The 19,794-nt window shown below is 70.6% G+C and carries 18 protein-coding genes; 11 read left to right on the top strand and 7 right to left on the bottom strand.

Annotated elements, in window-relative coordinates:
- Window positions 1-986: 986 nt before the first annotated feature.
- Complete coding sequence (locus tag ACZ3II_RS16040; RefSeq protein ID WP_465518396.1) at window positions 987-1,235, bottom strand: hypothetical protein; 249 nt, start codon at window positions 1,233-1,235, stop codon at window positions 987-989.
- A 527-nt stretch (window positions 1,236-1,762) separates the two neighbouring features.
- On the opposite strand from ACZ3II_RS16040, the gene ACZ3II_RS16035 reads away from it, so the two are divergent.
- Window positions 1,763-1,948, top strand: a complete 186-nt coding sequence (locus ACZ3II_RS16035) for an AlpA family phage regulatory protein (RefSeq protein WP_052164533.1) — start codon at window positions 1,763-1,765, stop codon at window positions 1,946-1,948.
- Window positions 1,949-2,068: 120 nt separating this feature from the next.
- Here ACZ3II_RS16035 and ACZ3II_RS16030 read toward each other — a convergent pair whose 3' ends face one another.
- The 3 genes from ACZ3II_RS16030 to ACZ3II_RS16020 all read right to left on the bottom strand — a co-directional run bounded on the left by ACZ3II_RS16030 (window position 2,069) and on the right by ACZ3II_RS16020 (window position 5,597).
- Entirely contained in the window at window positions 2,069-3,274 is a 1,206-nt protein-coding gene (locus ACZ3II_RS16030) for a DNA-processing protein DprA (RefSeq protein ID WP_465518395.1), read from the bottom strand.
- Window positions 3,275-3,699: 425 nt separating this feature from the next.
- Window positions 3,700-5,238 (bottom strand): YifB family Mg chelatase-like AAA ATPase, encoded by a 1,539-nt coding sequence (locus ACZ3II_RS16025; RefSeq protein WP_465518394.1) that lies wholly within the window; start codon window positions 5,236-5,238, stop codon window positions 3,700-3,702.
- Window positions 5,238-5,597, bottom strand: a complete 360-nt coding sequence (locus ACZ3II_RS16020) for a YraN family protein (protein WP_465518393.1) — start codon at window positions 5,595-5,597, stop codon at window positions 5,238-5,240. Before ACZ3II_RS16020 ends, ACZ3II_RS16025 begins: the two co-directional genes overlap by 1 nt.
- Window positions 5,598-5,931: 334 nt before the next feature.
- Between ACZ3II_RS16020 and rpsB the strand changes: the two genes are divergently transcribed.
- From rpsB to ACZ3II_RS15985, 7 genes are all read left to right on the top strand, one after another.
- Window positions 5,932-6,816, top strand: coding sequence for a 30S ribosomal protein S2 (gene rpsB, locus ACZ3II_RS16015; protein WP_465518392.1), 885 nt, complete (start codon window positions 5,932-5,934; stop codon window positions 6,814-6,816).
- A gap of 75 nt (window positions 6,817-6,891) precedes the next feature.
- Window positions 6,892-7,722: a translation elongation factor Ts gene (gene tsf / locus ACZ3II_RS16010; protein ID WP_465518391.1), complete on the top strand. Its 831-nt coding sequence runs from the start codon at window positions 6,892-6,894 to the stop codon at window positions 7,720-7,722.
- Window positions 7,723-7,878: 156 nt separating this feature from the next.
- A complete protein-coding gene (gene pyrH, locus ACZ3II_RS16005; protein ID WP_465518416.1) occupies window positions 7,879-8,586 on the top strand; it encodes a UMP kinase in 708 nt (235 codons plus the stop codon).
- A gap of 59 nt (window positions 8,587-8,645) precedes the next feature.
- A complete protein-coding gene (gene frr / locus ACZ3II_RS16000; RefSeq protein WP_465518390.1) occupies window positions 8,646-9,203 on the top strand; it encodes a ribosome recycling factor in 558 nt (185 codons plus the stop codon).
- Between the two features lie 199 nt (window positions 9,204-9,402).
- Window positions 9,403-10,305 carry a phosphatidate cytidylyltransferase gene (locus tag ACZ3II_RS15995; RefSeq protein ID WP_465518389.1) on the top strand — a complete coding sequence of 301 codons (903 nt, stop codon included), beginning with the start codon at window positions 9,403-9,405 and terminating at the stop codon, window positions 10,303-10,305.
- Window positions 10,306-10,348: 43 nt separating this feature from the next.
- Window positions 10,349-11,527, top strand: a complete 1,179-nt coding sequence (gene rlmN / locus ACZ3II_RS15990; protein WP_465518388.1) for a dual-specificity RNA methyltransferase RlmN — start codon at window positions 10,349-10,351, stop codon at window positions 11,525-11,527.
- A gap of 37 nt (window positions 11,528-11,564) precedes the next feature.
- Window positions 11,565-12,899: a DivIVA domain-containing protein gene (locus ACZ3II_RS15985; RefSeq protein WP_465518387.1), complete on the top strand. Its 1,335-nt coding sequence runs from the start codon at window positions 11,565-11,567 to the stop codon at window positions 12,897-12,899.
- A gap of 46 nt (window positions 12,900-12,945) precedes the next feature.
- On the opposite strand, the gene ACZ3II_RS15980 is transcribed toward ACZ3II_RS15985, so the two are convergent.
- Window positions 12,946-13,185 carry a DUF2631 domain-containing protein gene (locus tag ACZ3II_RS15980; RefSeq protein ID WP_465518386.1) on the bottom strand — a complete coding sequence of 80 codons (240 nt, stop codon included), beginning with the start codon at window positions 13,183-13,185 and terminating at the stop codon, window positions 12,946-12,948.
- Between the two features lie 120 nt (window positions 13,186-13,305).
- Between ACZ3II_RS15980 and ACZ3II_RS15975 the strand changes: the two genes are divergently transcribed.
- A complete protein-coding gene (locus ACZ3II_RS15975; protein ID WP_465518385.1) occupies window positions 13,306-14,856 on the top strand; it encodes a Rieske 2Fe-2S domain-containing protein in 1,551 nt (516 codons plus the stop codon).
- Here the strand turns inward: ACZ3II_RS15975 and ACZ3II_RS15970 are convergent.
- The gene (locus ACZ3II_RS15970; RefSeq protein ID WP_465518384.1) at window positions 14,853-16,406 is read right to left on the bottom strand and encodes a phytoene desaturase family protein; all 1,554 of its coding nucleotides are present in this window, start codon (window positions 16,404-16,406) and stop codon (window positions 14,853-14,855) included. The two genes, ACZ3II_RS15975 and ACZ3II_RS15970, sit on opposite strands and share 4 nt — an antisense overlap.
- A gap of 11 nt (window positions 16,407-16,417) precedes the next feature.
- Entirely contained in the window at window positions 16,418-17,221 is an 804-nt protein-coding gene (locus ACZ3II_RS15965; protein WP_465518415.1) for a YhjD/YihY/BrkB family envelope integrity protein, read from the bottom strand.
- A gap of 117 nt (window positions 17,222-17,338) precedes the next feature.
- Here ACZ3II_RS15965 and dxr point away from each other — a divergent pair, with 117 nt between their 5' ends.
- On the top strand, window positions 17,339-18,532 hold the full coding sequence (gene dxr, locus ACZ3II_RS15960; protein WP_465518383.1) for a 1-deoxy-D-xylulose-5-phosphate reductoisomerase: 1,194 nt from the start codon (window positions 17,339-17,341) through the stop codon (window positions 18,530-18,532).
- A complete protein-coding gene (locus ACZ3II_RS15955; RefSeq protein ID WP_465518382.1) occupies window positions 18,532-19,791 on the top strand; it encodes a M50 family metallopeptidase in 1,260 nt (419 codons plus the stop codon). Before dxr ends, ACZ3II_RS15955 begins: the two co-directional genes overlap by 1 nt.
- Window positions 19,792-19,794: the final 3 nt, after the last annotated feature.

The raw sequence follows: 19,794 nt of genomic DNA, 5'->3' as shown, positions 1-19,794 counted from the left end.
CACCGAAATCGTCGAAACGACCGCAATCGCCGCATAAGATCAACACACACGGATCAGCGCTGGCCGCCTCTTACACCACGCCAGCGGACGTGACCAGCTGAGGTTCTCCGGCTGCTCACCACGGCTGTCTCCGGGCTGCTGAGACAGCCGTGATGAGCAGCCGCACAAGATCCACCGCCCTGGAGCAGGCTCGCCCGTCCTGGAGCAGGCTCGTCTGTCCCCAGGCAGGCTCGCGTCTCCTCTTTGTCTCCGGGGCAGGCCCGCGCGTTGCTGAGCTTCCCCGTGTGTCCCGGGCAGGCTCGTCTGTTCCGGGCGGCCCTGCCTGTGCCCGGCAAGTTCGTCTGTCCTCGGGCAAGCCCTTGCGCCCCTGAGGGGAATCCAATCAGCCGGCGGGAGCGGCAGCCGTCGTCGTGAGCGTGTCCGGCCAGCGGTCGGCTGGGCGGTAGCGGAACCCTTTCGGCTGGTCGTGAGGGCTGTCTCGGACCGGTGGAGACAGCACTGACGGCCAGCCGGAAGGTCTCGGCTGGTTTTCATGGCTGTCTCGCCGGGCGGGAGGCAGCCATGAGAACCAGCCGCCCAGGATCCAGCGTGGACCGGACGGACTCGTCTTTGTGGCTGGGCTCATCGGGTCGGCGCTGGCGGGGCGGACACCTTACTGACGGGCGTATCCAGCCGATGGCCTGATGGGCCGACGGGGAGCCTTGGGCCGCGGTTCCCGTAGGAGAGGCATGCGACGGCGGGGGCCGGGACGGCCGATTCCGATTGCCAGGGGATACCGATCGTTCTGGCTGTCTGAGCACGTGGGAGCGGCGGGGGAGTCGCCGGTCCGGTGAGCCGGCCAGGAAGTGGCGCGGAATCTGCTGAACCAGGGAGTGGAGCGGGATCCGCCGGTCCGGGGAGTGCCGTGGCACGGTGCCGGTCCTGGGCGGGGTGTGGGCGCGGGACCCGGCGGCTCGTGGGTGGGGTGGATCGGGGTGTGGTGCCGGTCAGGTGGGGTGAGTCCAGGACAGGAAGCGTTCATACAGGTTCAGTGGAGGTGGGACGCCGTGGGCGGTCAGATCCTCCAGGGCTTCGTACATCTGGGTGGAGAGGTAGATCCGCAGCAGGGAGGGAAAGGCGCGGTACTCACTGAGGAGACCGGCCCGCGCCTCGGGGCACGGCCAGGGGTGGCCGCAGGCCCGGCACGACCAGTCCGGGCGGTCACTCAGGTGTTCGGGTAGCGATGTTGTGGACAAACGGATTCCCCCGGAAGTGAGTGGCTGGCAGGCGGCGCATCAGTGACTGCGGGGATGGTGTCGGGGGTGGGATCGGGGATTCTGGCTCGCCCGGTGCTCCTGGGCCGGGGTCAGGCGGCCGGCGCGGCCGATGTTGGAGTCCGTGTGCGACGTGCGGGCGGGGATCTCCGTGGTGGGACGGTGGCCGGCGCCGGCCTCGGGGCGGGCGTGACGGGATCGGTAGAGGCCACGTCTTCCCAGCTCAGGGCCCTCGGGGATGGGGGTGGCGCGGGGTGGATAGGGCGGTGGCGGTGAGGGCGGGACACGGTCGATGCAGGGTGCGGGAAGGCCGCAGATGCAGCGGCGCCACAGGGTGCGCCAATCGCGGCGATGGCGGGGGTGGAACGGCACGGGCCCGGTAGTCGGGCGACTTCTAGGCATAGAGCCACCTTAATTGACAAGAGACTACCTGTCTCCTATCAACTTGATAAAAGACTAATAGTCCCGCGCCTACGGTCGATCATGTGGGAGTGAAGCCGATCCGCCTCATGGGCGCGCACGAGATCCGAATCCGTCTCGGTGGAGTCAGTCGCCAGCGGGCGTACCAGATCACGAGCCGTGCCGATTTTCCGAAGCCGGTCGCAGACCTGGCCCAGGGCAAGGTATGGCTGACTGAGGACGTCGAGGCGTGGATGAAGGTCCACCGCCGCGACCTGGACGAGTCAGAGGACTGACTCGGCAGGCCACGTGCGGTGGCCTGAGGACCGGCCGGTGAGCCGGTGACCGCTTCGGCGGCCGCCGTACCTGACAGGCCGGTCCTCACCATGCCCGCAGGACGGTGATCGGCTGCCGGATCAGCCCCGGTCGCGACTGTCCGCGGCCGTCAACGGGGCCAGTGAGATGCCGTCCCCGGTACGTACCACCAAGCCCGCGGTCTCCAGCAGGGCGAGCCGTCGTAGCACCGTGCGCGGCGACAGCCGGGCCTCCGCGGCGATCCGTTCCGGGGTGGACGAGCCGTTCGCGGGAAGCGCCTCCAGCACGAGCGCGCTCTCCTCGTCCAGGTCGTCGTGGCGGCGCCGCGGCCCGCGTGGCGGTTCCGCCAGGTATTCGCCGATCCGGCCGACCTCCTCGAGCACCTCGGCGGGGTTGGTGACCACGCGCGCGTACGGATTGCCGCGCAGGATCTCGTGGCAGCCGACCGACATCGCCGACGTGACCGCCCCCGGCACCACCATCGCCGGCCGGCCCAGGGCCAGCACCCGGCTCATCGTCTGGGTCGCGCCGCTGCGGGCGGCCGCCTCGACCACGACCGTGCCCGCGGTCGCCGCGGCGATGACCCGGTTGCGGATCAGGAAACGGTGCCGCAGCGGTTCGGCGCCGATCGGCCACTCGCTGACCAGCAGACCGGTTTCGATGATCCGGTCGAACATGGCGGAATTGCCGACCGGGTACGGGCGGTCGACCCCACAGGCGAGCGCCGCGACGGTACGGCCACCGGCGGCGATGGTCGCGCGATGCGCCGCGGCGTCGATGCCGAACGCGCCACCGGACATCACTGTCCAGCCTTCCCGGGCGACCGTGTACGCCATGTCGGTCGTGACGTGGTCCCCGTAGTGCGTGGCGGCCCGGGCCCCGACGATCGCGATGGACCGGGTCAGTGTCTCGCCGAGGGGCCAGGCGCCGCGTACCCAGAAGCACAGCGGCGGACGGATGTCCGTGTTGATCCGCCCGCCGGTGTCGAGTTCGAGCGTGGCCAGATCGCTCACCCGCAGCGGCCATTCGGCGTCGGCGGGCACCACCAGCCGGGCGTCGAGCCGCTCCGCCCGCCGCATCGCGATCTCGGCCACCCGGCGCGGATCGCCGGTGGAGGTCCGCGCCGACACGGCCGATCGCAGCCGGCTGTCCGGGATGTCGCCGCTGAGCAGGCGATCCAGGGTGGCGGGCGCCCCGTCCTGCTCGACCAGGGTCCACACGGTCCGGTTGCCGGGCTCGGCGAGCCAGGTCAGCGCGGCCCGCGCCAGGCGGTCCTCGAGCCCGCCGGGCTCCCGGTCCCCGCTCACGCGCCACCACCGTGGGTGCGCCCGGGCGAACAGTGAGCGCGCCTGCCGAAGCCGGGCCCGGCCCGTCCGGCGCCCGCTATGCCGGGAGGTCGCGAGCGCCCGGGTGATTTGTCCGCATGGCGATTGAATTCCGACAAAGGGCTCATTCCAAGATCCATTCCGTGGTGTCGGGGAGATGTCCGAAAGCGATACGAGGGGCGAGGGGAGGGGGCGACGTGTTGGGGAGGGCGAGAAGGGAAAGGCGAGGGGCGGGGAAGCGAGGGAGGCGAGGAAAGTCGAGGGCGAGTCGGGTACGGGGTGGGCCGCGGGAGAGGACCGCGCCGAGAAGGCGGCGCAGGCCGATGCCGCAGCGGGCCCGGCGGCCCGTGGGCCGGACCGCGCGGCAGGGGAGCGGCCGGGGCCGGAACGGCCGGCCGAGCAGGCAGTCAGCGCCGGCCGTGGACATCGGCCTCTCCCATCCGGAGCTGGTAGGCCTGGCAGACGTCCCCGCCGTCCGGGCGATCCCTGCCGTCCAGGTCCGCGACGGTCCAGGCCAGGCGCAGGCACCTGTCGTAGCCGCGGGCCGAGAGGGTCCCGCTGTCCAGGGCGTCGTGCAGGATCCCGGTGTCCCGTGGCGGCAGCTGCCACGGCGCCTGCCGCAGCCGCGCCCCGGGCACGTCGGCGTTGACCCGCCATCCGCTCCCGGCCCATCGAGCGGTGGCGGCGGACCGGGCCCGCGCGACCCGGGCGGCGACCGCCGACGACGGTTCGGCCACGGCCGGCGCGGAGGCGACCATCAGATGCGCCGCCCGTACCGGAAGCAGGTTGACCTTCATGTCGATCCGGTCGAGCAGCGGACCGGAGAGCCGCCCGAGATACCGCCGCCGGGCCAGTGGGCTGCAGTGGCAGGCCTGATCGCCCGCCGGGGACGCGCACGGGCACGGGTTCGCCGCCACGACCAGCTGCGCCCGGGCCGGGTATTCGGTGGTCCCGTTCGCGCGGGACAGCACGACCCGGCCGCTCTCCAGCGGCTGCCGCAACCCCTGCAGGGTGGCCCGGCTCATCTCCGGGACCTCGTCGAGAAGGAGCACCCCGTGGTGGGCCAGGGAGAGCGCGCCCGGCCGGATCGGTGACCCGCCGCCGATCAGCGAGGCGAGGCTGGAGCTGTGGTGCGGCGCCTGGAACGGGGGCCGCCGCACCAGGCGCCCGTCCGGCGGCAGCACCCCGGCGATCGACTGCAGGGCGGTGACCTCGAGCGCGGCGTCGTCGTCGAGTTCCGGGAGGATGGACGGGAGCCGTTCGGCGAGCATGGTCTTGCCGGCGCCGGGCGGGCCGAGGAGGGCCAGGTGGTGACCGCCGGCGGCGGCGATCTCCAGGGCGTACCGCCCGGTCTCCTGCCCGGCGAGGTCGGCCAGGTCCGGGCCGGGCGGTTCCGTTGCCGGGGGTACGGCGGGCGGCTCCAGCAGAGTCCCGGTCCCCTGCATGAATCCGGCGAGCCGGTGCAGGGTGTCCACCGCGCGTACTGTCACCCCGGGCACGACGGTGGCCTCCGGCGCGTTGGCCAGCGGCACGATGACCCGGCTGATTCCGGCCCGGGCCGCCGCGGCGACCATCGGCAGCACGCCGCGGACCGGGCGGACCGTCCCGTCCAGGCCGAGTTCGCCGAGCAGCGCCACCCCGTCGAGGCGGTCCGGCGGCAGCGCGCCGGCGCCGGTGAGGATCGCCGCGGCGACCGCGAGGTCGAAGCCGCTGCCGTGTTTGGGCAGCGCGGCGGGGAGCAGGTTGACGGTGATCCGGCGGTTCGGCCAGTCGTGCCCGGAGTTGACCACGGCGGCCCGCACCCGGTCGCGGGCCTCGTTCAGCGCGGTGTCCGGGAGCCCGGTGAGGACCAGGGTGGGCAGGCCGTTGGAGAGGTCGGCCTCCACCTCGACGAGGTGTCCGGCGACGCCGAGCAGGCCGGCGCAGAGCACGCGGGCGTAACTCATCAGAACGCGTCCCGGATGTGCGACACGTGGGCTCGGCCACGTGGTTGCGGGAGCACCTCCACGACGTCGAAACGGACGCGCGGGACCCGTACCCCCGACTCGGTCAGCCAGCGGGAGGCCAGCTGCCGCAAGCGGCGCACCTTGCGGTGATCGACGGCGGCCGCCGGCGGCCCGAAGGCCGCCGTGCGCCGGGTCTTCACCTCGCAGAAGACCACGTCGTCCCCGTCACGCAGGATGAGATCGATCTCTCCGTCCGCGCAGCGCCAGTTGCGCTGGAGCAGGACCAGGCCGTGTTCCTCGAGGTACCGGGCCGCCAGTCGCTCTCCGTAGGCGCCGACCGCTCGTCGCTGAGTCGTCATGGCGGGGCACTTTCACACGCTGTTCGTCACGGTGTGCGACGCCCTGTGGACTGCCCGCTGGTGTGGAGGATCTTCCGGTCTCGGCCGGGATGTGCTAGCCGCCAGGGCGGACCGGGCCGGCCGGCGGCTTGGCGTATGCTTGTCGACGGCGACCGCCCGTGCGGTCGACCTCGCGTGCCCTCCGACGGTTCCGGACGCTGATCTCAGCGGCCACCGCCGGCGGCGGCCCTCCCTGGTCCCGATGATCTTCGGGCCCGACCGCGGCCGCTGACCGGGCGCCAGGACGCTCATCGCCGGTGAGCGTGACAACCAGGGTAGATCAGGGAGTAACACCATGGCCGTCGTGACCATGCGTCAGCTGCTGGAAAGCGGTGTCCACTTCGGGCACCAGACCCGGCGCTGGAACCCGAAGATGAAGCGCTTCATCTTCACCGAGCGCAACGGCATCTACATCATCGACCTGCGCCAGACCCTCGACTACATCGAGAAGGCCTACGCGTACGTCCGTGACACCGTCGCCGAGGGTGGCCACATCCTCTTCGTCGGCACCAAGAAGCAGGCGCAGGAGGCCATCGCCGAGCAGGCGACCCGGGTCGGCCAGCCCTACGTCAACCACCGCTGGCTCGGCGGCATGCTGACCAACTTCCAGACGGTGTACAAGCGCCTGCAGCGCATGAAGGAGCTCGAGGCTCTGGGTGACCTGACCGGCACCGCCGCGGGTTACACCAAGAAGGAGACCCTCCAGCTCTTCCGCGAGAAGACCAAGCTCACCAAGACCCTCGGTGGCCTCCGTGACATGACCAAGACGCCGTCGGCGATCTGGGTCGTGGACACCAAGAAGGAGCACATCGCGGTCGACGAGGCCCGCAAGCTGGGCATCCCGGTCATCGCGGTGCTGGACACCAACTGTGACCCGGACGAGGTCGACTTCCCGATCCCGGGCAACGACGACGCGATCCGGTCCGCCGAGCTGCTGACCAAGGTCATCGCGGCTGCCGTGGCCGACGGTCTCATCAAGCGGTCCGGCCGTGGCCGTGGTGGCGCCGAGGAGAAGCCCGAGGCGGGCACCGTCGCCGCCGGCGAGCCGCTGCCCGAGTGGGAGCGCGACCTCTACGAGGGCGCCGAGAAGAAGGCCGACGAGCCGGCCGCCGAGCCCGCCGCCGCCGAGGCCAAGGCCGACGAGCCCGCCCCGGTCGCGGCTGCCGTCCCCGCCGAGTAAGTCCCGATTGCTTCCGGTCGCCGCCGCTCACGGGCGGCGGCGACCGAAATCCCGACTGACATCGAGAGAAGAGTCATGGCTAACTACACCGCCGCGGACGTGAAGAAGCTCCGCGAACTCACCGGTGCCGGCATGATGGACTGCAAGAAGGCGCTGGAGGAGTCCGAGGGCGACTTCGACAAGGCCGTCGAGTTCCTGCGCGTCAAGGGCGCCAAGGACGTCGGCAAGCGGGCCGGCCGGACCGCCGCGAACGGCATCGTCAGCCACTCCGGCAAGGCGCTGCTCGAGCTCAACTGCGAGACCGACTTCGTCGCGAAGACCCCGGACTTCGTCGCCCTGGGTCAGCGTCTGGTCGAGTTCGGCGAGCAGAACAAGATCGCCGACGCCGCCGCTCTGCTGGCCGCGACGATCGAGGACGGCAAGACCGTCGCCGACCTGATCCAGGACTACGCCGCCAAGATCGGCGAGAAGATCGTCCTGAACCGCTTCACGGTCGTCGAGGGCACCGTCGCGGTCTACCTGCACCGCAAGGCGCAGGACCTGCCGCCGCAGGTCGGCGTCCTGGTCGAGTACGCGGGCAAGGACGACGAGGCCGCGGACGCGGACGCCCGTGGCGTCGGCATGCAGATCGCCGCGATGCGCCCGAAGTTCCTCACCCGTGAGGAGGTTCCGGCCGAGGTCGTCGAGACCGAGCGCCGCGTCGCCGAGCAGACCGCTCGCGAGGAGGGCAAGCCGGAGCAGGCGCTGCCCAAGATCATCGAGGGCCGGGTGAACTCCTTCTTCAAGGACTTCGTCCTGCTCGAGCAGGCTTCGGTCGTCGACAACAAGAAGACGGTCAAGCAGGTCACCGCCGAGGCCGGTATCGAGATCACTCGATTCGTTCGGTTCGAGGTCGGCCAGGAGTAAGGCACCACAAAGCAAGGGCTCGGGAGGTCGGGTACGCGATTGAGCGTCCGGCCTCCCGGTCGCATAAGGTCTCCTGCAGATAGCGAAGGGAAGGCGGGTCTCATGACGATGGTGACCGACCAGTCCGCCACGGATGACGATCAGACTCCGCCGACCATGCGGCCGCGGCGGGTCGTGCTGAAACTGTCCGGCGAGGTGTTCGGCGGCGGCGACGTCGGAGTCGAGCCCGACATCGTGCACTCGCTGGCCAAGCAGATCGCCACGGTCACGCGCCGGGGCATCCAGGTCGCCGTGGTGGTCGGTGGCGGCAACTTCTTCCGCGGCGCCGAGCTGCAGAAGCGCGGCATGGACCGGAACCGCGCCGACTACATGGGCATGCTCGGCACGGTGATGAACTGCCTGGCGCTCCAGGACTTCCTGGAGAAGGAGGGCATCGAGACGCGGGTGCAGACCGCGATCACGATGGCCCAGGTCGCCGAGCCGTACCTGCCCCTGCGTGCCATCCGTCACCTGGAGAAGGGGCGGGTCGTGATCTTCGGCGCCGGCGCCGGCATGCCGTACTTCTCCACCGACACGGTGACCGCCCAGCGCGCGCTGGAGATCCACGCCGACATGGTGCTGATGAGCAAGAACGGCGTGGACGGGGTCTACACCGCCGACCCGCGGATCGACCCGACCGCGCGCAAGCTCGAGGCCATCACCTTCCAGGAGGTCCTGCAGCGTGGTCTGCGGGTGGCCGACCAGGCCGCCTTCAGCCTGTGCCAGGAGAACAAACTGCCGATGCTGGTCTTCGGCGCGGAGGGCGAGGACACGATCGTGCGCGCGTGCGCGGGCGATCGGATCGGCACCCTCATCACCGCCTGAGTTTTCGAATCCTGAAGCATCCCGCACCACCGAAGACAGCAAGGAGGCGAGAAGAGCCGGTGATCGAGGAAACCCTCTTCGAGGCCGAGGAGAAGATGGAGAGCGCGGTCGAGCACGCCAAGGAGGAGTTCGCCGCCATCCGTACCGGCCGGGCTACTCCCGCGATGTTCTCCAAGATCCTGGTCGACTACTACGGCGCGCCGACCCCGGTGACGCAGATGGCCTCCGTCGGCATCCCGGAGCCGCGCATGGTCATCGTCAAGCCCTACGACGCGTCCCAGCTGGGCCCGATCGAGCGGGCGATCCGTGACTCGGACCTGGGGGTCAACCCCAACAACGAGGGTACGCAACTGCGCATCCACCTCCCGCAGATGACCGAGGAACGCCGCCGGGAGATGATCAAGGTGGCCCGCGGCAAGGCCGAGGACAGCCGGGTCGCCATCCGCAACGTCCGCCGCAAGGCCAAGGACCAGATCGACAAGCTGGTCAAGGACGGCGAGACCGGCGAGGACGAGGGCCGGCGCGCGGAGAAGGAGCTCGACGACGTGACGCACCGCTACGTCGCGAGCGTCGACGAGCTCCTCAAGCACAAGGAAGCCGAACTGCTCGAGGTCTAGACATCGCAGGAGGCCCGGCGCATCCCACCGGAATGTGCCGGGCTTCTCCGCTGTTCGGCCGCCGCCGATGTACGGGCGACCTCTGTTCAAACGTCACCTTTGCAGTACGCTCTGCACGGTTTCAGTGAGCATGAGGTAGGGGTCGGCATTGTCTTTGCATCCAGCGGCGGCGCCGCCCGCGTACCCCGGAACGGAATCGATGACCGAGCCCGGTAACCCGCAACCGGAGGAGAACCCCAGGAGCGGTGGCAAGGGCCGCCGCCGTGCCGGGAAGGACCGCAAGCCGCAGGGCGGTGGCCGCGCCGGCCGTAACCTCCCGGCCGCCATCGCGGTCGGCCTCAGCCTCGGCCTGGTCGTCCTGGCCGCCCTGCTGATCGAGCCGGTCGCCCTGCTGCCCGTCCTGGTCCTCGCCTCCGGCGTGGGCGCCTGGGAGATGGCGCGTGCGCTGTCCACCACCGGCGCCCGGCCGCCGCTGATCCCGCTGATCGGCGGCACCGCCCTGATGACCGGCCTGGCGTGGTATGAGGGCGCCGACGCCCTGTTCCTCGGCCTGGTGGTGACGATCGGCGCCGCCGCCCTGTGGCGTCTCGCCGACGGGGTCGCCGCGGTGCGCCGCGACTTCACGCCGAGCGTGCTGATCGCCGTCTACGGCCCGTTCCTGCTCAGCTTCGCCGCCATGCTGGTGCAGATGGAGCACGGCAACCTGCTGGTGATCGGCACCCTGGTCGCCGTGGTGCTGTCGGACACCGGCGGGTACGCGGCCGGCGTCTTCCTCGGCAAGACCCCGATGGCCCCGAAGATCAGCCCGAAGAAGTCCTGGGAGGGTTTCGCCGGCTCGGTGACGGCGGCCGCGATCGGCAGCGGCGCGCTGCTGTTCTTCACGGTGGACGTGCCGGTCTACTGGGGCCTGCTGTTCGGCGCGGTGATCTCGGTGGTGGCGGTCCTCGGCGACCTGGCCGAGTCGATGCTCAAGCGGGACGTCGGGGTCAAGGACATGAGCAACCTGCTGCCGGGTCACGGGGGCCTGATGGACCGGCTGGACTCGATCCTGTTCGCCGTCCCCACCGCGTACCTGCTCTTCTCGATCATCACCCCGAGCTAGCTGTGGGCGAGCGACTCGGCGGACGTGGGAGACTGGAGAGGCCATGACGATTCTTCCGGTCATCCCGATCAGCCCCGACCAGCCTGACGCGGTTAAGACCCGCCGCCGTCCCAGCATGCCGCCGCGCCATCTCGCCGACCTGGATCTCGCCGGCCGCCAGAGCGCGGTGACGAGCCTCGGCGAGCCCGCCTTCCGCGCCAAGCAGCTCTCCACCCACTACTTCGGCCGTCTGGTCCGCGACGCCGCCGCGATGACCGACCTGCCGGCCGGCTCGCGGGACCGGCTCACCGCCGACCTGCTGCCCACCCTGCTGACCCCGATCCGGGAGCAGGCGTGCGACGACGGCGCGACCCGCAAGACCCTGTGGAAGCTGCACGACGGGGCGCTCGTGGAGAGCGTGCTGATGGGTTATCCCGATCGGGTGACCGCATGTGTCTCCAGCCAGGCCGGGTGCGGCATGGCGTGCCCGTTCTGCGCGACCGGCCAGCAGGGCCTGACCCGCAACCTGTCGGTGGCGGAGATCGTGGACCAGGTGGTCTATCTGGCGGGGGTGGCCGCGTCCGGCGCCGTCACCGGTTCGCCGCCGCGCCTGTCCCGGGTGGTCTTCATGGGGATGGGCGAGCCGCTGGCCAACTATCCGCGGGTGATCGAGGCGGTGCGCCGCCTGACCACACCGGCGCCGGAGGGCCTCGGCCTCTCACAACGGCACATCACGGTGTCCACGGTGGGTTTGGTGCCCGCTATGCGCCGGTTGATCGCCGAACAGCTCTCGGTGACTCTTGCGCTGTCACTTCACGCCCCCGATGATGATCTGCGCGATGAGCTGGTGCCCGTCAACCAGCGTTGGAAGGTGGCCGAGGTGCTCGACGCCGCGTTTGACTACGCGGCACAGACCGGCCGTCGGGTTTCCATCGAATACGCCCTGATCAGGGACGTAAACGATCAGCCCTGGCGTGCCGACCTGCTCGGCCGTCTTCTGAAAGGCAAGCTGGCCCATGTGAATCTCATCCCGCTGAACCCGACGCCGGGCAGCAAGTGGGATGCGAGCCCGAAACCGGTCGAGCGCGAGTTCGTCCGCCGGTTGCAGGAGGCCGGCGTCTCGACGACGGTACGCGACACCCGGGGGCGGGAGATCGACGGCGCGTGCGGCCAGCTGGCCGCGGGTGAGCTGACGGACGCGAGCGCAGGGGGCGCCGCAGCCGACGCGGAGGTGGCACAGTGACTGGGCGCAGGTCCCAGCGAGCGGAGTGGGAGACGTTGTGACGAGTCAGGGGCAGCGTTTCCGAAGGCGTGCGCTGCGGCGTGGTTACAAGGTCGACGAGGTCGACGCCTTCCTGGACCGGGTCGAGGCGACCCTGGCCGGGGAGCAGGTCGGTCCGCCGGTCGGCGCGCAGGAAGTGCACGACGTCGTCTTCCGGGTGCGGTTCGGCGGATATGACGAGTGGCAGGTCGACCTGCACCTGGACCGGGTCGAGCGGCAGCTCGCCGAGTTCGAGGAGCGGGGCGGCCGCCCGGCGCCGGACCCCATGCGTGACTCGATGCGCAGCGGCCTGACCACCGGCTCCATCTCCGGGCCGCCCGCGATGAGCCCGCCCGGGATGAGCCAGTCCGGGATGGGCCCGGCCGGAATGGGCCAGGCCGCGATGAGCCCGCCCGGGATGGGCCCCGGCCCCGGCGGCCCGGGCCAGGGCTTCGACCGGGGCGGCTTCGACCGCGGTCCCGGCCCGAACGGTCCGGGCGGCATGGGCGGCCAGCCTCCGCAGCCGCAGGGCTACCCCGGCCAGCAGCAGGGTTTCCCCGGCCAGCCTCAGGGCTTCCCGGGACAGCCGCCGCAGGGCTTTCCCGGCCAGCCGATGCAGCCGCCCGGCGGCCCGCAGATGAACCCGGCGGCCCGGACGGCCTCGCCGCCGACCGAGCGGATCACGATGCCGCCGCAGATGCCGCAGCGCCAGCCCCAGCAGCAGCTGCCCGGCCCGGATCAGTACGGGCGGTACGACGAGCCCACCGGTTACGGCCAGCAGCAGCCGCCGCAGCGTCCCGGCACGCCCCCCGGTTACGACCAGGGCGGGTACGACCAGGGTGGTTATGACCAGGGCGGCTTCGACGGCTTCGAGCCGGGCCGGCACGGCAAGACCGACATGACCGCCGAGATCCGGATGCCGGAGCGGGACATGCGCGGCGGCTACGGCCAGATGCCGGGCGCCCCGATGCCGGGTTCGCCGGTGGGGATGCCGGGTTCGCCGATGCCGGGCGCGCCGATGAGCGGCCCGCCCTACGGCGGTGGCGGCGGTTACGGCGGCCCGCAGCAGCCGCAGCTCGGCCCGCCGCTGGGCGAGCCGGGTGGCGAGCTCTACCGGGTCGACCAGCTACGGCGGACGTTCCAGCCGCGCCGGTTCGGCAGCGGTTACGACCCGTCGCAGGTGGATCGGCTGTTCGAGGGCATCCTGCAGGCGATGACCGGGCGCGGCCCGATGCCGGTGAACGAGAACGATCTCGACATGCTGCAGTTCGGCCTGGTGCCGAACGGCTATTTCGAGGCCGAGGTCGACGCCGCGCTGCGCGAGGTGAAGGACATCCTGCTGCGTCGCAGGTGAGACGTCCAGGGCGGCCCGCTGTCACAGCGGGCCGCCCTGATCACATCTACTGGTCGTTGGGGCGCAGACCGCTGCGGCGCAGCACGACATCGCCGATCACGACGGCGACCAGGCCGATCGCGAAGAGCACGAGCCACACCTTCTCGGTGTTGCCCTGCTGGTTGCCCCAGAAGAAGAGCAGCATGATCGCGGCGGAGATGATCGCGCCCTTCTGAGCCCGCTTGCGATCGGTGGGCTTCAGCTGGTCGGGCGCGTAGACCTCCTCGTGGTGTTCTTCCGCAGCCACGTCGCAACCTCCTAGTCGATGTTGAATCGGAAATAGTCTGTCACGGGGTCGCTGGGCGAACCGCACCAACCCGGCTGTACTTTCGAGGCGGTCAAGAAGCCGCAACCAGAGGAGCGACAAGTGCGGATCACTGGCACCGGCCATGCGAGCATGCGGATCGACACCGCCGCGGGCAGCATTCTGTGCGATCCGTGGGTGAACCCGGCGTACTTCGCCTCGTGGTTCCCGTTCCCGGACAACTCGCTGCTGGACTGGGAGACCCTGGGCGACGTCGACTATCTCTACGTCTCCCACCTGCACCGGGACCACTTCGACGCGGAGCACCTGAAGAGGTTCATCAGCAAGAAGGCCACCGTGCTCCTCCCGGAGTACCCGACCAGCCAGCTCGAGGACGAGCTCCGGGCGCTGGGGTTCACCAGCTTCTTCCGGACGAAGTCCGACGAGGTGCACGAGCTGGACGGCGGCCTCAAGGTGATGATCCAGGCGCTGATCAGCCCGACCGACGGCCCGATCGGCGACTCGTCGCTCTGGGTGGAGCACGACGGCATCCGCGTGCTGAACCAGAACGACGCCCGCCCCGCCGACCTGACCCGGTTCAACGAGCTGGGCCACGTGCACGCGCACATGCTGCAGTTCTCCGGCGCCATCTGGTACCCGATGGTCTACGAGCTGCCGGAGAACGCGAAGACCGCGTTCGGCAAGCAGAAGCGGGAGCGGCAGTTCGACCGCACCTGGCGCTACATCGACGATCTGAAGGCGGACTTCGTCTTCCCGATCGCCGGCCCGCCGTGCTTCCTCGACGACGAGCTGTGGCAGTTCAACGACATCCACGGTGACGAGGGCAACATCTTCCCCGACCAGTCGGTGTTCCTGACCGAGTACGCGAAGGTCGGCGGCACCAACGCTGTCGTCCAGCTGCCGGGCAGTGTGACCGAGCTGACCGACGGCGGGACGAAGCAGACCACCACCCACCCGGTGCCGGTCGACGAGTTCTTCGCGAACAAGAAGGCGCACCTCGAGGAGATGCGGGAGCGCAAGCGCCCGATCATCGAGGCGGAGAAGGCGTCCTGGCGGCACCCGGAGATCGACGTCCTGGGCGAGTTGAAGAAGCGGATCGAGCCGCTGCTCGAGGAGTCGATCTACCTGGCCAAGGGCGTCGGTGGGCCGGTCCGGTTCGACCTGGTCTCCTACGACGGCGACGAGATCGAGTCGATCGTGGTGGACTTCCCGGGCAAGCAGGTCCGGGCGTACGCCGACGAGAAGGTCCGTTACCGCTTCCGGACCCAGCGCGAACTGATCGAGCACCTCATCTTCATCGACGAGGGCGACTGGGTGAACTCGCTGTTCCTGTCCTGCCGCTTCTCGGCGGCCCGGATCGGCCAGTACAACGAGTTCGTCTACGCCTTCTTCAAGTGCCTGTCCGAGGAGCGCCTGCAGTACGCCGAGGGCTGGTACGACGAGCACGAGAAGGCCGTCGACGCCGAGGACATCGAGTTCGGCGACTGGACCGTGCAGCGGCGCTGCCCGCACCTGAAGGCCGACCTGTCCCGGTTCGGCTTCGTCGAGGGCAACGTGCTGACCTGCCAGCTGCACGGCTGGAAGTTCGACCTGCCCAGCGGCCGCTGCCTCACCGGCGTCGGCCACAAGATCCGGGCCAGCAAGAAGGCCTAGGTCGCGAGATCCCGGAGGATGCGGCGGGCCGCGTTGTGGCCCGCCGCGCCGATCACGCTGCCGGCCGGGTGTGCCCCGGCCGAGCCGTGATAGAGCCCGTCGAGGCCGGTGAAATAGGGCATCCGCTGGTCGAACGCGACGGTGTTGTCGACGTGGTGGATGTGCCCGCCGGTGATCCCGAAATGCCGTTCGATGCCGGGCGGGGTGAGCGGGAACACATCGGCGACCAGATCCGAGGTGCCGGGCGCGTACCTGTCGCAGATCGCGAGCAGGCGGTCCACGTACCCCGGAAGCTCGTGATCCCACGACGAGCCCGCCGGCTCGAACGGCACCGATTGCACGAACAACGCCGAGGAATGGTGCCCGGCCTCGTCGCGCAGCGACGGGTCGACGGTGGTGTGCAGGTACCACTCGATGGTGGGCTCGGCCGGCAGCACACCGGCCTGCACGTCGGCCCACATCCGCCGCAGGTTCGCCATCGGCGAGGCGTCGCCCGGCAGCAGGTGGATCGTCGAGCCGAAGGGTGACGGCGCGCCGTCCGGCAGGCAGGGGAAACGTGGCAGGTCACGCAGCGCCAGATTGACCTTGAGAGTGGTGCCGGGCCGCTTGACCGCTGCCATCCGCCCGGTCAGCGTGGCCGGCAGCGACCCGTGCGGGACGAGATCCATCAGCTGGTACGGATCGCAGCCGCCCAGCACGACGCTCGCCGCCACCGACCGCCCGTCGGCCAGGACCACCCCGCCGGCGGCCCCGCCGTCCACCGTGACCGCGGTGACCCGCGCGCCGGTGAACAGGCGCGCCCCCGCGGCCCGGGCGGCGTCGGCGAAGACCCGGGAGACCGTGCCCATCCCGCCCTCGGCGATCAGCCACGTCCCGTCCGACCCGGGCAGCCGGCACATGTTGTGCACCAGGAAGTTGTGCCCGGTGCCGGGATCGTCGGGGCCCGCGTTCAGCCCGGACAGGCCGTCGGTGACCGCATACATCGCGACCAGCAGCTCGCTCTTGAAGCCGAATCGGGACAGATAGTCCGCGACCGACCCGCGCACCAGATCGAGGAAGGTGCTCTGCAGCGGTGGCCGGATGTGCCGCTCGGCGATCTCCTCCACCGGCAGCGGCTCCTCCAGCCACGACGGCGCCAGATCCGCCCGCAGGGCGCCGATCTCGCAGGCCAGGGCCTCGTCGGCGGCGGCGTCCCGCTCGTCCAGCTGGCGGCGGTTGGCGTCGCCGTCGGAACCGAACAGAAGGTGCGGCGAGCCGGCGCCGATGCCCGGCAGGAAGTAGTGCGGGTCGCGGCGCAGCGTCGGGATCCGCACGTCGAGGGTCCGCAACAGCTCCGGTGGCATCAGGCCGAGCAGGTAGGAGCCGGTGGACTGGCCCAGCCCCGGCACCCGGGCGAACGGCCGCTCGGTGCGGGTGGCGCCGCCGAGCACCGGCGCGGCCTCCAGCACGACGACGTCGAGCCCGGCACGGGCGAGCAGGATCGCAGAGACCAGGGCGTTGTGGCCGGCCCCGATGATCACCACATCGGCACGGCCCGGGATGGGGGTCATGGTTCCGGAGGCTACCCGCCGGCTACGACATCCCGGCGCGGCGAGACCCCGTGGGCCGCCGCGAAACCGGTCAGCAGCACCACATGGAACAGGTAGAGCCACAGGCCGACCGCCACCACCGCGCCGATCTCGGTGAACCCGCCGAACGGCACCCCCAGATCCAGCGGCAGCGAGCAGAACAGCACGAAACCGTGCAGGAAACCGGCCAGGTTCGCGGCCGTGAACGAGCCGATCAGCACGGTCGCCAGCCGGTCCGGGCGGCCCGGCGCGACGTACCGGAACACCCAGATCACCACCGGGGTCAGCACCAGCCACGTGGCCAGGAACGACAGCACCACGCCCAGCGCCGACCACCAGCCGCCGCGCAGCCACAGCGCGCTCGTGGTGGGCAGCGCCAGGAACAGGGCCAGCAGCAGGGCGGGCGCGGCGGCCAGCACCGGCAGCCAGAGCAGCCGGCCGCGCCAGCCGACCAGCTTCTCGCCGGGACGGCTCAGCGAGGCGAAGGCGCGGCGCAGGCCCTCCCCGTACAGCGTCGCGGGAAGCAGACTCGCCAGCGCGAGCATCGGGGTGAGCGCGAGGCCCGCATCGATCAGTGCGGCGAGCGCGCGTGGCGCGCCGATCTCGTCCGGCAGAGCGGCGATGGTACGGCCCACCAGGTCCCGTACCCGGTCATCGCCCACCGCCAGCCCGGTCAGCCAGATCGCCAGCAACGCCACCGGAACCACCGCGATCCCGGCGTAGAACGTGATCGCGGCCGCGTGCAACGCGAGGTCCTTGCCTCGCAGCGGCCGGAGGACGGTGGTGACCGAAGGCATGCGCACCGATGGCTTGTACCCGTTCGGGGAGCGTTGTCCACCAGCGGGTGATCGAAGTCCTGATGCCGGGAGAAGGCTGACCGCCGGGAGGGTGCGGGCGTCCGGGAAGATGAGGGGATGCGCGACCTCGTCTTGCTCGGCTCCACCGGGTCCATCGGCACCCAGGCCATCGACATCGTCCGCCGCAACCCGGACCGGTTCCGGGTGGTGGCCCTGGGCGCGGGCGGCGGCAACGTCGAGCTGCTCGCCGCGCAGGCCCTGGAGCTGAACGTCGAGGTGGTCGGCGTCGCCCGGGCCTCGGTCACCCAGGACCTGCAGCTCGCCTTCTACGCCGAGGCGCAGAAACGCGGCTGGGCCACCGGCGACTTCAAACTGCCCAAGATCGTGGCGGGGCCGGACGCGATGACCGAGCTGGCCCGCTGGCCCTGCGACGTGGTGCTGAACGGCGTCGTCGGCAGCCTCGGCCTGGCGCCCACCCTGGCGGCGCTCGAGTCCGGCCGGATCCTCGCCCTGGCCAACAAGGAGTCCCTGGTCGCCGGTGGGCCGCTGGTCCGGCGGATCGCCAAGGAGGGACAGATCGTCCCGGTCGACTCGGAGCACTCGGCGCTGGCCCAGTGCCTGCGCGGCGGGACCGCCGCCGAGGTGCGCCGGCTGGTCCTCACCGCGAGCGGCGGGGCGTTCCGCGGCCGGCGGCGCGAGGAGCTGGCGAACGTGACCCCGGAGGAGGCGCTCAAGCACCCCACCTGGGACATGGGACCGGTCGTCACGATCAACTCGGCCACCATGGTCAACAAGGCGCTCGAGGTGATCGAGGCGCACGAGCTGTTCGGGGTGGCGTACGACGACATCGAGGTGATGGTCCACCCCCAGTCCGTGCTGCACTCCCTGGTCGAGTTCGCCGACGGGTCGACCCTGGCCCAGGCCAGCCCGCCGGACATGCGGTTGCCGATCGCGCTGGCCCTGGCCTGGCCGGAGCGGGTGCCGCGGGCCGCCGCCGCGGTCGACTGGACGCAGGCGCACAACTGGGAGCTGCGGCCGCTGGACTCCGGCGCCTTCCCTGCCGTCCGGCTGGCCAAGGAGGCGGGCCGGGCCGGCCGTTGCCGCCCGGCCATCTTCAACGCGGCGAACGAGGAGTGTGTGGCCGCGTTCGTCTCCGGTCGGCTACCGTTCTTGGGCATCGTCGACACTCTGGAACGAGTGCTGGCGGCGGCCCCGGACTTCGCGGAGCCGGGTACCGTCGATGACGTGCTTGCCGCGGAGGCGTGGGCGCGTGCCCAGGCACAGCGGACGATCGAGGCTGAAGGAGCCTGATGCTTTTCTGGCTTGGTGCGGGCGCCTTCGCGCTGACCATTCTGATCTCGGTGAGTTTGCACGAGCTGGGCCACATGCTCACCGGCAAGCGCTTCGGCATGAAGGTCACACAGTATTTCGTCGGTTTCGGCCCGACGGTCTTCTCGTTCAAGCGCGGCGAGACGGAATACGGTCTGAAGCTCATCCCGCTCGGCGGTTTCTGCAAGATCGTCGGGATGACGCCGCAGGACGACGACGTCGCCCCCGAGGACCAGCACCGCGCCATGTGGCGGTTCCCGGTCTGGAAACGGACGATCGTGATGGGCGCCGGCTCGGCCGCGCACTTCGCGCTCGCGCTGGTCGGCGCCTGGGTGATGGCCTGGAGCATCGGCCTGCCCAACATCAGCCTGCCGCAGTCCGCGGAGGAGCAGCGGGCCGCCCCGGCGATGATCTACGTGGGCGACTGCATCAAGACCGCGCTCACCGACACCGCCGCCGAGTGCAAGCCCGGGCAGGGCAGCGCCGTTGAGGCCCCGGCGAAAGCGGCCGGCCTGCAGACCGGTGACGTGATCACCAGGGTGGGCGGCACCGCGGTCGCCAACTACGGCGAGTTCACCGACGCCATCCGGGCGGCTCCGGCCGGCCCCACCCCCTTCGAGTACACGCGTAAGGGCCAGACCGGCTCGGCGACCGTCCAGCTCGTCACCGCCGAACGGCGTCCGCTGGATGACCCGGACGGCGCGATCTCGAAGGTCTCCGTCGCCGGTGTGAGCTGGGAGACGGACCAGCCACCCGTCGTCGAATACAGTCTGCTCGGCGCGATCCCGGCGTCCGGCGAGTTCAACTGGTACCTGGTGGAGAACTCGGCGAAGGCGATGGCCCGGATCCCGGAGAAGATCCCGGCCCTGTGGAATTCGATCACCGGTGACGAGCGCGACCCGGACACCCCGATCAGCGTCGTCGGGGCCAGCCGGATCGGCGGCGAGGCCATCGAGAAGGGCGTGCCCGAGGTCTTCTGGCAGGTCTTCATCTCGCTGAACGTGTTCATCGGCCTGTTCAACCTGCTGCCCCTGCTGCCGGTCGACGGCGGGCACATCGCCATCGCCTGGTTCGAAGCAGTTCGCTCGTGGCTCTACAAGCGTTTCCGCCGGCCTGATCCGGGCCGGGTGGACTACTACAAGCTGATGCCTGTGACGTACGCAGTCATCCTCATCGGTGGTGCGTTCACCCTGCTGACCGTGACCGCCGACATCATCAACCCCATTACGATCTTCAAGTGAGTG

This window comes from Actinoplanes sp. NPDC019969, assembly GCF_055562375.1.
The sequence above is the reverse complement of the archived record's forward strand: the minus strand, read 5'-3'. Positions and strand labels throughout refer to the sequence as shown.